General features: G+C 65.0%; 12 protein-coding genes. 8 read left to right on the top strand and 4 right to left on the bottom strand.

The features are described from left to right. Positions 1-28: 28 nt before the first annotated feature. From NA5_RS17750 to NA5_RS17765, 4 genes are all read left to right on the top strand, one after another. Positions 29-1,405, top strand: coding sequence for an MFS transporter (locus NA5_RS17750; RefSeq protein WP_062987383.1), 1,377 nt, complete (start codon positions 29-31; stop codon positions 1,403-1,405). Further along, a complete protein-coding gene (locus NA5_RS17755) occupies positions 1,395-1,814 on the top strand; it encodes a MarR family winged helix-turn-helix transcriptional regulator (protein ID WP_062987384.1) in 420 nt (139 codons plus the stop codon). Before NA5_RS17750 ends, NA5_RS17755 begins: the two co-directional genes overlap by 11 nt. Before the next feature lie 88 nt (positions 1,815-1,902). Next, positions 1,903-3,129: a cytochrome P450 gene (locus NA5_RS17760; protein ID WP_062987540.1), complete on the top strand. Its 1,227-nt coding sequence runs from the start codon at positions 1,903-1,905 to the stop codon at positions 3,127-3,129. Positions 3,130-3,176: 47 nt separating this feature from the next. Continuing rightward, the gene (locus NA5_RS17765; RefSeq protein WP_157110482.1) at positions 3,177-3,401 is read left to right on the top strand and encodes a hypothetical protein; all 225 of its coding nucleotides are present in this window, start codon (positions 3,177-3,179) and stop codon (positions 3,399-3,401) included. Positions 3,402-3,468: 67 nt separating this feature from the next. Here the strand turns inward: NA5_RS17765 and NA5_RS17770 are convergent, their stop codons facing one another. Beyond that, positions 3,469-3,942: a hypothetical protein gene (locus tag NA5_RS17770; protein ID WP_062987389.1), complete on the bottom strand. Its 474-nt coding sequence runs from the start codon at positions 3,940-3,942 to the stop codon at positions 3,469-3,471. 158 nt (positions 3,943-4,100) lie between these two features. On the opposite strand from NA5_RS17770, the gene NA5_RS17775 reads away from it, so the two are divergent. After that, complete coding sequence (locus tag NA5_RS17775; RefSeq protein WP_063813464.1) at positions 4,101-5,021, top strand: LLM class flavin-dependent oxidoreductase; 921 nt, start codon at positions 4,101-4,103, stop codon at positions 5,019-5,021. A 9-nt stretch (positions 5,022-5,030) separates the two neighbouring features. On the opposite strand, the gene NA5_RS17780 is transcribed toward NA5_RS17775, so the two are convergent. After that, complete coding sequence (locus tag NA5_RS17780) at positions 5,031-7,577, bottom strand: MFS transporter (RefSeq protein WP_062987393.1); 2,547 nt, start codon at positions 7,575-7,577, stop codon at positions 5,031-5,033. A 321-nt stretch (positions 7,578-7,898) separates the two neighbouring features. Continuing rightward, the gene (locus NA5_RS17785) at positions 7,899-8,843 is read right to left on the bottom strand and encodes a polysaccharide deacetylase family protein (RefSeq protein ID WP_157110483.1); all 945 of its coding nucleotides are present in this window, start codon (positions 8,841-8,843) and stop codon (positions 7,899-7,901) included. 175 nt (positions 8,844-9,018) lie between these two features. Between NA5_RS17785 and NA5_RS17790 the strand changes: the two genes are divergently transcribed. Then, positions 9,019-10,617, top strand: coding sequence for a putative glycoside hydrolase (locus tag NA5_RS17790; protein ID WP_063813456.1), 1,599 nt, complete (start codon positions 9,019-9,021; stop codon positions 10,615-10,617). Between the two features lie 3 nt (positions 10,618-10,620). Here NA5_RS17790 and NA5_RS17795 read toward each other — a convergent pair whose 3' ends face one another. Continuing rightward, complete coding sequence (locus NA5_RS17795) at positions 10,621-12,105, bottom strand: alpha/beta fold hydrolase (protein WP_063813457.1); 1,485 nt, start codon at positions 12,103-12,105, stop codon at positions 10,621-10,623. 137 nt (positions 12,106-12,242) lie between these two features. On the opposite strand from NA5_RS17795, the gene NA5_RS17800 reads away from it, so the two are divergent. Next, positions 12,243-12,569, top strand: coding sequence for a hypothetical protein (locus NA5_RS17800; protein ID WP_062987399.1), 327 nt, complete (start codon positions 12,243-12,245; stop codon positions 12,567-12,569). 48 nt (positions 12,570-12,617) lie between these two features. Further along, positions 12,618-14,072, top strand: a complete 1,455-nt coding sequence (locus tag NA5_RS17805) for an AIM24 family protein (RefSeq protein ID WP_245672272.1) — start codon at positions 12,618-12,620, stop codon at positions 14,070-14,072. Positions 14,073-14,102 lie beyond the last annotated feature (30 nt).

The following is a 14,102-nucleotide window of genomic DNA, read 5'->3' on the forward strand; positions in this document are numbered from 1 at the left end:
GGAACAGTTGTGATTACACAATTGTTGTGTGAATACAACTATTGGAGGGTTGACGCCGCGGCGGAAGTTGGTGGTGTTGGCGACGTGTTGCCTGAGTCTGCTGATCGTGTCGATGGATTCGACGATCGTGAATGTCGCGGTGCCCGCGATTCGGGCCGATCTGGATGCGCCGCTGGCTCGGCTGCAGTGGATCATCGATATCTACACGCTCACGATGGCGAGTCTGCTGATACTCGCGGGCGCGACGGCGGATCGGTTCGGGCGGCGGCGGGTGTTCCGGATCGGGTTGACGGTGTTCGCCCTCGGCTCCCTGGCGTGCAGTCTCGCGCCGAATATCGAAACCCTCATCGGGGCAAGGTTTTTGCAGGCGATCGGTGGCTCGATGCTGAACCCGGTTGCGATGTCGATCATTACGCAGGTTTTCACCGGAAAGGTGGAACGCGCTCGCGCGGTGGGCATTTGGGGTGCGGTGGTCGGTATCTCGATGGCGCTGGGGCCGATGATCGGCGGCGTGCTGATCGATGCGCTCGGGTGGCAGTCGGTGTTCTGGATCAATCTGCCGATCTGTGTGCTCGCACTGGTTTTGACGACTCTGTTCGTGCCGGAATCGAAATCGGCCACGGTGCGCGGACTCGATCCGATCGGACAGTTGCTTGCCATCGCATTGCTGTTCACGGTGGTATTCGGGTTGATCGAGCGGTTGCCCGTGGTGTTCGTGCTATCGGCGGTGGCCCTTGCCGCCTTCCTGTGGCAGGAGTCGCGGCGCTCGGATCCGTTCATCGATCTGCGCTTCTTCCGCAGTGTGCCGTTCACGTCGGCGACAGTGACGGCGATCTTCGCGTTCGCGGCGCTCGGCGCTTTCCTGTTCACCTGCTCGCTGTATCTGCAAGAACTGCGCGGGTATTCGGCGGTGCACACCGGATTGCTGTATCTGGCCATGGCGGTCGCGACGCTCATCTTCTCACCGCTGTCGGGGCGTCTGGTCGGGCGCCACGGGACCAGGCCGTCACTGCTCGCGGCCGGTATCGCGATGACCATCGCCGCCGTGCTGCTCACTCGACTCGATGCGGCAACGCCGATCTGGCAACTGGTCGTCGTCTTCGCGATCTTCGGGATCGGATTCGGCATGGTCAATGCGCCGATCACGACGGCGGCGGTCAGCGGAATGCCGCTGGATCGCGCGGGCGCCGCGGCGGCGGTGGCCTCGACCAGCAGACAGGTGGGCGTGAGCATGGGTGTCGCACTGTGCGGCGCGCTGGCCGGGGCCGGTCTGTGGTGGCTGATTGCGGTTTTCACCGCCGGGATCGCCATACTCGGCATAGTCGCGAACACCCGGTGGGCCGCGCGGTCCCGCGATCGCGTCGCCCCGATATTGGAAGAGAAGGTCCCCGCACATGCCGGATGACGTACCCACCGCCGACGATGTGTGGGCCCAGCTCACTCACCTGGTGATGGATACCCGTGACTCGTGGAAGCGCGCGGTCACCGAGCGAACCGGCTTGCCGTTCAGCCGGATTCGCATTCTGCGCCGCCTGCGCCCCGGCCCGCTCACGCTCAACCAGATCGCGCAGGCGACCGGCATGGACGCGCCCGCGACCACGGTCGCGGTCAATAATCTCGACGAACTCGGCCTCGTGGTGCGCGAGATCGACCCGACCAACCGCCGCCGCAAACAGGTCTCCATCACCACCGCCGGTCGCGCCGTGTTGGCACAGGCCATGGCCACCCCCGACCCCGCACCGCCCGCCGTCGCCGCCCTCTCCCCCGCCGACCTGCACACGCTGCACCAACTCTTGCGCAAGCTCGAGCACTGACCGCCGAGGCATGGGCATTTCGCCATTTCGCAGCGACACATTGTGCTTCAATCGGTTGTAGAACGTGTTCCAGCTCTGGGAGGTGGCCATGGCCACACCGTCGATTCCCGCCGGATTCGATTTCACCGACCCGGACCTGTGGGCGAAACGCAGACCCACCGAGGAATTCGCCGAGCTGCGCCGAACCGCACCGGTCTGGTGGTGCGCCCAGCCCGATCGGTCCAGCGGCTTCGACGACGGCGGCTATTGGGCGGTCACGAAACTCGAGGACATCAAGGAGATCTCGAAACATCCGGAGATCTTCTCCTCGACCGCGAACAGTGCGATCATCCGCTATCAGTCCACCATCACCCGCGAGCAGATCGATATGCAGCGGCTGATTCTGCTCAATATGGACCCGCCGGTGCACACCAAGAATCGGCGCATCGTGTCCAAGGGCTTCACTCCGCGCGCGGTCGAGGGGCTGCGGGCGGCGCTCACGGAGCGCGCGGCCCGAATTGTGCACGAGGCCAAGAAATCCGGCAGTGGTGACTTCGTGGAGCAGGTCGCCTGCGAATTGCCGCTACAGGCCATCGCCGAACTGCTCGGGGTGCCGCAGCAGGATCGCAAGAAACTGTTCCACTGGTCCAACCAGATGATCGGCGCCGACGATCCGGAATACGCCACCGATGCGCCGACCGCACAGCTGGAATTGACCGGATATGCCTGGACCATGGCCGAGCAGCGGCGCGCCTGCCCGGCCGACGATATCGTGACCCAACTGGTCAATGCCGATATCGACGGCGAGCATCTGGGATCGGACGAGTTCGCGTTCTTCATGATCCTGCTGTCGGTCGCGGGCAACGAGACCACCCGCAACTCGATCACCCACGGCATGAAGGCCTTCGTCGACAACCCGGACCAGTGGAAGCTCTACAAGCAGCAGCGGCCACGCACCGCGCCGGACGAGATCGTGCGCTGGGCGACCCCCGTCTCGGTATTCCAGCGGACCGCGACGCGCGATGTGGAGCTCGGCGGTCAGTTGATCCGCAAAGGCCAGCGCGTCGGATTGTTCTACAGCTCGGCCAATTTCGACGAGGACGCCTTCGAGAATCCGTTCACCTTCGATATCCTGCGCGACCCCAATCCACATGTCGGCTTCGGCGGCGCGGGCACGCACTACTGCCTCGGCGCGAACCTGGCCCGACTCGAGATCGATCTGATGTTCAATGCCATCGCCGACACCATGCCCGAATTGAGTCAGGTCGCCGAACCCGAGCATCTGCGCTCCGGCTGGCTCAATGGCATCAAACGGTGGGAAGTGCGTTTCGATTGATGCACGCGACCTCGGCACAAGCCGTTGCGAGCGCGCATCATGTAACTATGGATCCTGAACCAGTGCGGGTGCGGGTGATCCTGTTGTTCGGCGATCGGGCGCAGGTGCAGACACCATGGCATCCGGCACATTCGCCGATGTGGATACCGGCGGCCGATATCGCCGAACAGGCCGGGCTGCCGCAGAACGAATTGCCGGGACGGGAGTTCTGGGCCACCGGCGATGAGCACGGGCTGACCGGATTTCGGCTGGTCTTCGACCCGCGACTCTGACACGAACCGGAATCCCGCAGTGCGGCACGCATATCCGCGTGCCGCGAGGGCGCCCGAAAGTCATGGGCTAGTTCGGCACCATGTCGTATTTCAGTAGCTTGAACCCGGCGGGCACGGTGGCGCTCATCGAGATGCGATCCCCGGACCACGTCCCGACCAGTGCGAAATCGCCACCGGCGCAATCCGCGCCCTCCGCGGTGAGCATCGGCAGCGGGTGGATGCGGTGGCGGTCATCGCCGTGCCGGACCGTCGCCTTGTCCACATAGGTGTGTTTGTCGTGATTGAGGATGTAGCGGCCGATGAAGCCATTCTGGGGCGCGACCAGCGGGGCGACGGTGGCGGCCTGGTCGTAGAGGCTGGCCCGCTGCCCCATCTGCGGTCCGGCCCACACCACGCGGGTCGGCACCGTCAGCAGGCGCTCCACACCCTGGACGAAGTCGTCGCCGATCCAGGCGCGTTTCAGGAAGCGGACCTTGGGTTCCAGATACCCGATCAGCTTGTGGTCGGCGTCCAGGAAGACGGCTCTGCAGAACTGCCCCACGGGGGTGATTTCCTCTCTGGGATAACGGCTTTCGGACAATCTAGCCGTGCGGGTACCGCTGCCGCTCGGCGGGCGGTTACAGAAGAGTTACCGGCATGTTCAGGTCTGCTCGCGATCACCTGCCCGGGGCGCTGCGCCGCGCGAGCTAGGCTCGGATGATGCGATACGCCATCTCGGTTCCGCAGCTCATTCCCGACGGAACATTCCAACCGGAAAGCCTGCGGGCCTACCTGGATCGAGCCGAGGCGCTCGGCTTCGAGAGCGCCTGGACCACCGAGCAACTGCTCGGATCCGCGCCCAATCTGAGTCCGATCGAGTTATTGACCTACGCGGCCGCATGCAATGAGCGACTGCGCTTCGGATGCGCGGTATTCGTTACACCGCTGCACAATCCGGTGCATCTCGCCAAACGCATCAGCACGCTGGATCAGCTCACCCGCGGCCGACTCGAGATCGGCGTCGGGATCGGCGGCCGCAACCGAATGTTCTCCGCCTTCGATGTCGACCCTGCCGACAATCTGGTGTCCCGCTTCAATGAGGGTCTGCGCGTCATGAAGGCGCTGTGGACCCAGCCGCGGACCGATTTCGAGGGCGAGTTCTGGCAGCTGACCGCCGCCACCATGGAGCCGAAGCCGTTCCAGAAGCCTTATCCGCCACTGTGGTTCGGCGGCAGCACACCCGCGGCCTTGCGGCGGGCGGTCCGGCACGGTAACGGATTCTTCGGTGCCGGTTCGACTACGACGGCCAAATTCGCCGAGCAGGTCCGATTCGTACGCGAAACGGTGGCCGAAAACCCCGGCGCCCCATCGGATTTCCGCATCGCAAAACGCGTCTACATCGCGGTCGACGACGATCCGGCGCGAGCCGAACAACGCATGGCCACCGCCCTGACCGACTTCTACGGCGACTTCGGCAAAACCCTGCTCCCCGTCGCCGTACACGGCACTCCAAAGGACTGCATCCAGGGCCTACGCGAGGTCGCCGACGTCGGCGCCGAACTAATCCTGATCAACCCCCTCTTCGACGAGTACGCCCAAATGGAACGCATCGCCACCGAAGTCCTCCCCCACCTCCCCTGACCCCGCACCTCAGCGGGGGTCGGGGGCTTCTGCGGGTTCGTAGCCGAGGCGGACGTCGTGGGTTACTTCGCCGCCGGAGACTGTCACTCGGGTGGTGACGGGTGGGTAGCCCCGGGCTATTACGGTGTAGTGGCCTTCGGGGAGGTCGGTTACCAGATAGCGGCCGTTGGCGTCGGTGCGGGCGGTGGCGGTGAGGTCGCCGGATGCGTCCAGGACGGTGATCTGGATGTCCGGGACGGCTCGGTCGCCGTCGGCCCAGGCCGATCCGGCCAGCACGGCCATCGACGCCATATCGATGTCGTGGTGCAGGAGACCGCTGTCGGGAATGGTGAGGGTGGTGGCGCTGGGGCGCATATGTTCGGCGACCGCCACCAGGGTGTAGGTGCCCGAGACGACGCCGTGGCAGACATACCCGCCGTCACCCCCGGTGATCGCGGCACCGACGACTTCACCGTGGATATCGGTCAGCGTGACGGTGGCACCGGGTAGCGGGGTGCCGCGACCCGCCGAACGGACCACTCCGGACAATTCGCCGGAGCCGGTGAGGGTCAGGTCGAGCTGCTGTGGTCGCTGTCCGATGGCCACGCTGACCGCCTCCGGCCGATGTCCGGTCGCCGATGCGATCAAGACGTAGTTGCCCGCGGCGGGTGCCTCGATGCGATAGCCACCGTCGGCATCCCCGGTCGCCCGCGAAACCTGGTGTCCCCGTTGGTCGATCAGGGTCAACACCGTGCCCGGCACCGGTCTGCCGTCCTCGCGCCCGATCCGCCCGCCGATCGATGTGCCTTCGTAGTCGAGGCCCGAAGGCGACTGCGGCACAACTGCGGCCACATACACGCCATTGCCTTCGTGATCCACCGAAACGCGGCCGACGGCACCGGCAAGCACCGGTTCGGGTTCGGAGACCACAAGCGCGGCGCCCTCCCAGACCTGTGCCTCGTTCCAGCTGGATTCCAGGGATACCGGCTCCACGGCGGGAGCCGGATTGTCCTGCAGCGGAATTTCTTTCATGAACATCAGCACCAAGCAGGCCAGCAGCGCGACGCCCGCCGCGGCATAGAAGACGCCGTGCATCGCATCGGTGAACCCGATCAGAATCGGCACCCTCAGCTCATCCGGCAGCGCGGCGATTCCGCTGGTGTTGCTCTGCATGGTGCTCAACTGCGCGGCGTCGAACCCGGCGGGCAGCGCACCACCGAATGCGTCGATGATCCGGTGCGGCAACAGATTGAACAGAATGGTCAGGAACACCGCGACACCGAGGGTGCCGCCCATCTGCCGGAAGAAGGTCGCCGACGCTGTCGAAACACCCATATCCGAACGCGGACCGGCATTCTGCGCCGCGATGATCAGGGTCTGCATGCAGCAACCGAGTCCGAATCCGATGACGCCGCCGTAGACCAGCGGCTGCCACAGCGGACTGTCGTAATGCACTTGCCCGTAGAGTGCCGCACCGACCGCGATGATGAATGTCCCGATCACCGGCAGGACCTTGTAGCGCCCGGTCAATTTGGTGGTCAATCCGGCCAGTTGCGAGCCGAACATGATCCCGAGCACCAGCGGCAGCATCAGCAGACCGGATTTGGTCGGCGAATATCCGCGCACCACTTGGAAATACTGCGGCACCATGACGATCGCGCCGAACATCGCGATACCGACGATGAACCCGCCCGCGATGGTCACGCTGAAGGTCGAATTCTTGAACAGCCGCAACGGAATCAGCGCCGCATCCTTCATCAGGAACTCGACGAGTAGGAACAGCAGCAGCCCACCTACGCCGATCCCGTAGCAGATCAGCGCGCGCTGCGAACTCCAACCCCAATCCCGGCCCTGTTCGGCGACGATCAGCAGTGGCACCACGCAGGTCGTCAATGCCACCGCGCCGAACCAGTCGATGCGGTGATCCTGACGCTGATGCGGCGTATTGAGCACCTTGGCGACCACGCCGAGCGCGAGCACGCCGATCGGCGCATTGACCAGGAAGACCCAGCGCCAGCCCTCGAGACCCCAGAGCTGATCGTAGTTGGAGAAGAATCCGCCGAGCACCGGACCGAGCACCGTCGCGGAACCGAAGACCATCATGAAATAGCCCTGGTAGCGCACCCGCTCCCGAGCGGGCACGATATCGCCGATGATGGTGAACGCCAACGACATCAGCCCGCCCGCACCCAGGCCCTGGAAGGCGCGGCATCCGGCGAGTTCATACATCGAGGTGGCGAAGGTGCAGGCCACCGAGCCGATGACGAACAGGCCGATCGCGGTGAGGTAGAACGGCTTACGACCGTAGATATCGGCCAGCTTGCCGTACAGCGGGGTGGTGATCGTCGCGGTGATCAGATATGCCGTGGTCGCCCAGGCCTGTTCGTCGAATCCGTCCAGGCTGTTGGCGATCCGCACGATCGCGACGCTCACGATGTTCTGATCGAGCGCGGCGAGGAACATGCCGAGCAGCAGTCCGGACAGGATGGTCAGGATCTGCCGGTGCGACAGTGACGTACCCTCACCGGCATCCAGGTCCGGCGACGTTGCCGGGGCCTGGGTGGTCGAATTCGTCATAATTTGAGCCCTAGTTCTGATCGGCTATCCGTGGTGGAAGTGTCTCGAAACCTGAGTCGAGCCGGTCGAGCAGTTGGCACACTGCGCCACAAGCGATCTGCCCCCACACGCCGATCACCCGTAACTAGTTGCGCTCGCTAATATACATACGGCCGCTCAGGGCGAAACGGCCTGGTCGGATCATCCCGGCAGCGAATGCTTCGGCGGCCGAGCGGATCCGGACGGCACTGCACCGAATCGCTGGCAAGGGGTTCGGCCGCAGCCGAAAATCATGACGGATTCGGCGTGAACCGATTCGCCGGATGGTCGGTTCCAGGTTTGTCAATAGGAGTTGAACTGGCTGCGCCAGCGCGGATTCAGTTCGTCGGCAAGGAGTTCGGGAGCCGAGATCCTGTTCGGGTCGCCGTCGGAGGTATAGCGCTGGTCCGGATGCTGGTCGAGGCGGTCGAGCCAGTAGCCGGAGGCGAAGTCGACCTCGCTCTTTCCCGAGCGGATGCGTGGCACAGCAGTGGGATCGACCTGCCCGAATGGGGAGGGCGCGGGTTCGGCGCCGACCAGCAGCACGGCCTCGAACATGTAGTTTGTGCCGTCCCAGGTTCCTGCGGTGGCGAGTGCACGATCGGTCGGGAAGATGCCCAGCGGCAAGGCCATCGTGCGCACGCGATCGCCGGGCGCCGCGGTCACGATCGCGCGCAGGTTCTCGACCAACTCACGCTGCACGCCGGTGCCGTCCAAACGACCGAGGTTGGCATGGCTCGCGGTGTGCGCGCCGATTTCGTATCCATGCGCAGCCAGCCAGGGCAGTGCGCGCGCGTCACCGGCGAACGGCTCGTTATTGACATAGAACGTCGCCGTGGGATGGAAGTCGGGATTGCGCGCACGGAACTCCTCGAGAATCCCAATCGCGGTATTCGGGGCAACCTGTGCGTCCTCGGTGAACCGGAGTTGGGTGATGGTGGAGTCGTCGAAGGTGAGCACCACGGGGTGGGTGCCCGCGGGGATGTCGATATGGCCGCAGATGTAATCGGCGACGGTCACCGGTCGATAGTTCTCGCGGTACAGGCGCTCGAGTTCGGCACGGAACTTCTCCGGGGTCTGGTCGTATTCGCCGACCGGAGTGGGTGTCACCTGGTGGTACATCAGGATGGGTACGAGTCCGAGCTCGTTGGCTCTCACCGCAATCGGGTCGGGCGTCGCTGTGGCCACCGGAACCTTCTCGATCGCCGCCGGAACCGGATCCGCCGCCGCACCACATGCGGTGACCATCGCGATTATCAAGGCCGACAGGACAACCCGAGTTCCGAGAGCCGAGCACCGCACCACCGATCGAACGGTACGCGGTACCAAGGAATCTCGGTTGCGAATCGGCATAACCGTGCCCCATCGCGCTGTCCGAGGTAGATAGTTAGGCAATAGCGACAGGTGAAAGTTGGTGTGCGCGTTGGATAAATTGGTCCCGATTACCGGGCGATGGCGGCTCGCGGCAATAGCGGTTATCGCAGCTTTATCAATACTCATCGCATCCGTGATCATCGGCGCCAATCGGTCCGAGCCCGCGGGTTTGGCGCTGGCCGGATTACCGGACGGTGTCGTCGGGGCCAGCACGCTGAGCGGTCTCGCATTGCGTGTGGACGCCAAGGGCCACAACCCGAACGATATGCGGCTCGAACTCGACGGCAAGGCGGTGCACGGCACGGTCGAGGGCGATTCGGTGGTGTACCGGCCCGGACAGCTCGCCGATGGCGACCACGAGTTCACCGCCGAGATCCCACGCGGGGGCATACTCGGCCTGTTCAGCGCCGGTCCCGGGGTTACCGCGACCTTCACCGTCGATACCGAAGCGCCGAAACTTGAAGTGACCCAGCCGGGCACCGCGGCATCCTATCGTCAGCCGATCACATTGCGCGGCAAGGAATCCGGTGCCGTGCACGTATCCGTCGGCACGCAATCGATCACGCCAGCCGCGGACGGCACTTTCGAGATCACGCTGCCGCGCACACCGGTCGGCGGTGCGGTGACCGCGGTAGACGCGGCGGGAAATAAGGCGACGCAAGCGATTACGTCCTCGGTCGATATGCCCCGCGTCAAGGCCGTGCATATCACGGCGTACGGATGGGCATACGACGGCTTGCGCGAGCCCATTCTGGATATGGCCCGCGAGGGACGCATCGACACCGTTCAACTCGATATCAAGGATGAGGACGGGGTCATCGGCTACGACTCACAAGTGCCGCTGGCCCGGCAGACGGGCGCGGCCACCAGTATCTACGATGTGCGCGCCGCATTGCGGCAACTGCACGAGCTGAATCTACGAGTGGTCGGGCGAATCGTGGCCTTCCGTGATCCGACCATGGCCGAATGGGCCTGGCACGAAGGACATCCGGACTGGGTCATCCAGAATCCCTCCGGTCAGCCGTATGCCAGCAAGTACGGTGCTATCGCATTCACCAACTTCGCCAATCCCGAAATCCGCAAGTACAACATCGATCTCGCGACCGAGGCGGCCGAGCTCGGCTTCGACGGCATCATGTACGACTATGTCCGGCGGCCGGATGGCGCGCTGGCGCAGATGCAGTTTCCGGGTCTGACCGTCACGCCCAGTGAATCGATCGCCGAATTCCTGCACGAGAGCCGGGATCCGGTACGTGACAAAGGCGCGAATCTCGGTGCCGCCGTATTCGGCATCGCGGCGTCGCGCCCGGATGAGATCGCCCAAGACATTCCGCGGATCGCCCGGTATGTCGACTATGTCGCTCCGATGCTCTACCCGTCGCACTGGAATGCCGGTGAATACGGTGTCGCGAACCCCAATGCCCAGCCGTACGACATCATTGTCCGATCGCTGGCCGATTTCTTCGAACAGACCGAAGGCACCGGCGCGAAAGTCATTCCATGGCTGCAGGATTTCAGCCTCGGGGTGAACTACGGGGATGCCGAGGTCAAAGCGCAGATCGATGCGGCGGCAGCCGCGGGGACGAACAGCTTCTTCCTGTGGAACGCGGCGTCGCGATATCACTCCTCGGCGGTCGTGCCCGGCTGATTCCTACTGGTCCGCGTAGCAGGTGACGTCGGTGGCAGGCAGGGTGCCCTCGGCGTAGTAGGTATTGATCGCGTTGTTGACGCAGGCGCTCAGATCCGGCCGGAAGGTCATGTGGATGCGGATGTCCTGCAGTGTGACCATGCGGGATGCGGAGAGGTGCTGATGTAGTCGGGCACCGTGGGTGTACGGCGTTCGCGCGTCACCGGTTGCCTGCAGGATGAGCGCGGGAACCGAATTCCGCACGGTGGTAGCGGGTTCCACCGGCCTGGGCCAGAATGCGCACGGCTGAATGTTATTGGCCAGCGGACCGAAAATCGGCTGCGTGGCGCGGCTCGCTTCGATATTGCCCGCGTACCACGCCGGATCTGTCGGTGCGGCGGCATCGGCGCAGGCGATCTGGGCCAAGGTGGAGTTCTCCTCGGATCGCAAGGCCTGCAAGACGATTTGCAGGCGTGGCGCCCGCGCGGAAACGGGTGGGCCGCCCGCCGCATCGGCGATCTCGCGCAACATTTCGGCCAGCGCTTGGTTGCGCCGGAAATCGGTCACCGTGTTGTGCAAGAGAAATGGCAGCCAATGATCGTCGATCGGAAAGTCGTCCATCACGATCGGTTGCCGCCCCGCCGTGGCGATCAGCTCGGTCAGCCATGCCAGCACTTCCGCTGGGGACGAACCGAAGTGATACGTATCATCCTGTTCCGCAGCCCAATTCGACCATTCGTCGATCGCTCGCTCGTCCGAGTCGCCCCAATCCTGCACGAGGCCGGTCCAATACCGATCCGGATCGATCGCGCTGTCGAACACCATCCGGTCGCTGTGGTCCGGGAACATCTGCGTGAATACCGCGCCCAGGTACGTGCCATAGGAGACGCCGTAATAGCTGAGCTTCGGTTCGCCCAGCGCGACTCGGATGACCTCCATATCGCGAGCGGTATTGCGGGTGGTGAGCTGGCGCACCTTCACCGGATCATCGGCGAGACAGCCCGCGGCCATATCCGCCGCCAGTGCGGTTTCCCGCGCGAAGCCCTGCGAAGTCAGACCAGCGGAATGGATCATTTCGCCGACGGGCCATCCGCAGCGCGGCGTGCGCCCGGAGTCGCCGACACCACGCGGATCCATACCGATCAAATCGAAGCGGGCCCGCACTCGCGGGCTGAGCACGTCACCGAGCAGATCCACGGTGTCCAGACCCGATGCGCCGGGACCACCCGGATTGGCCAGCAGAACGCCATGGCGCTGATCCGGATCGGTGGCCCGGACCCGGGATATCGCGATCTTCAGCGTGCGATCGGAGGGCCGCAGATAATCGAGCGGCACCAGCACATAGGCGCATTCGGCCCCGGCCTTGTCCAGATCCTCGAGACCGCAAGCGTGCCAGTGCAGTCGCTGGTGATAGAACCGGTATTCCGGATCGACCTGTGCCCCGGGCACGGTGAGCAGCGCCGACCCGACCGCTACCAGCACCAACCACCGCAAAAGCCTCGCCGACAACCCACTCGCCTCTCACCGCCAAATCCCGCAACTTCGTACCACAACCCGCCGCAGGGCGGCCTTGCCACATTTGGTGGTGCCGCCGATACTCCAAGGGGGCCGCGCCACCGCCGGTTCCGCGTCGAGGGGAGGAACCAATGCTTCGAAGCCAAGTGAATTCAGTACGGACAGTGGATGATTCGCTCGCCTACGGGCAGCCGTACGAAACGTCCGACGGCACCACGATCATCACCGTCACCAGGACCGGTGGCCTGCTGCGCAGCGCGCGTCCGGTGGGTGCGTTCGTTGTCCACGACGGCGAGGTCAGCTGGACACCCGCGGTCGATGCGACCCGGATCGCGCTGATGGGTGAATTGATCGGTCTGGCGGCCGCGGTCATTGCCACGCTCGCGGTGCTGCGCAGGCCGCCGTGGCCGGATCTAGCACGGGTGGTGGCAATCGGACGGGACTCGCGACACACTTGATCCCGTGAATCGCATGCCACTCGGACGTATCGACCGGGGCGGTCCGCCGTGACCGCACTCGCACGCGGGGAAAATCGCCCCGCGCCCGGCGACCGGATGATCGTGACCGTCACCTGCGCGGCGCCGGTCGATGTGTCGGCGCTGCTGCTCGGGGCCGACGGGCGGGTCCGGTCCGATGCCGACTTCGTCTTCTTCAATCAGCCCGCCGGACCAGGTGTCACCTATCGGCACGGCCGCGGTGCGGGCGATATGGTCGATGTGCAGACCTCCGCGCTGCCAGCCGATGTCGACAAGGTCGTGGTCACGGCCAGTCTCGACGGCAGCGGGCCGCCGACCTTCGCGGGCGCGAGTTCGCTGACCGCGACCATCGGATCCGACAACGCGACGCTGACCTTCCCGATGACCGGGCTCAGCACCGAGACGGCCGTGGTGTGCGTGGAGATCTACCGGCGCGGCGGTGCGTGGAAGGTGCGCGCGGTCGGGCAGGGCTATGACAACGGGCTGGCCGGAATCGCGACGGCGTTCGGTGTGAATATCGACGATGAACCCGACGCAGCGCCGCCCGCTGCTCCGGCCCAGCCGCAGGCTCCGATGCCGCCCGCTGCGGCGACGCAGTACCCGGCCCAGCCGCAATACCAGCCGCCCGCTGCGCCGCCGCAATATCCGGCCCAGCCGCAATACCAGGCTCCGACGCCGCCCGCCTATTCCCCGTCCGGCGCCGTGCCGCCGCCCCCACCGATTGCACCCCAGCAAGGAGCGCTGCCGATGCAGAGCGAACTGTTCAATCCGAGCCACGCCGAGGTCAACGGCATCGGCATCCAGAAGCAGGGCGGCAAGATGATCAAGGTCGCCGTCAATGGCGAGACCATGGCGCGGGCCGGATCGATGGTTGCCTACCAGGGCGATCTGCACTTCAAGGCGCTCGGTTCGGGCGGTATCGGTCGGGCGATCCAGCAGCGGCTCACCGGCGAGGGCGTGCCGCTCATGCAGGTGTCCGGTCGCGGCGACCTGTTCCTCGCCGATGCCGCCGCCGACGTGCACACCGTCGACCTCGACGGCACCGATGGGCTCACCATCAACGGTTCGAATGTGCTCGCCTTCGATACCTCGCTGTCCTACAACATCCAAAGGGTCCAGGGCGCAGCCGGTTTCGCCAGTAATGCGGGCTTCTTCAACTGCGTGTTCACCGGGCGCGGCCGCATCGCCATCACCACCCACGGCTCGCCTGTCGTGCTCAATGTCGACCAACCGACCTACGCCGACCCGCAGGCCGCGGTGGCCTGGTCGTCGAGCCTGTCGACCGGCATCAAACGCAACGACTCCTTCGGCCTCGGCCGCCTCATCGGCCGCAGCACCGGCGAGGGCCTGACACTGTCGTTCTCCGGACGCGGCTTCGTCATCGTGCAGCCGTCGGAACTGCCGCCGGGCGGATTCCTCAGCGGCACCGGTGGCGGCCAGGAGGCCGGACAGAGCGGCGGCGTGCTCGGCGGCCTGTTCGGATAACCATCCCGCGCTGGAACCGGCTGGGCCACA

Origin of the sequence: Nocardia anaemiae NBRC 100462 (assembly GCF_001612725.1) — a bacterium.
GTDB classification, from domain to species: Bacteria; Actinomycetota; Actinomycetes; order Mycobacteriales; family Mycobacteriaceae; genus Nocardia; species Nocardia anaemiae.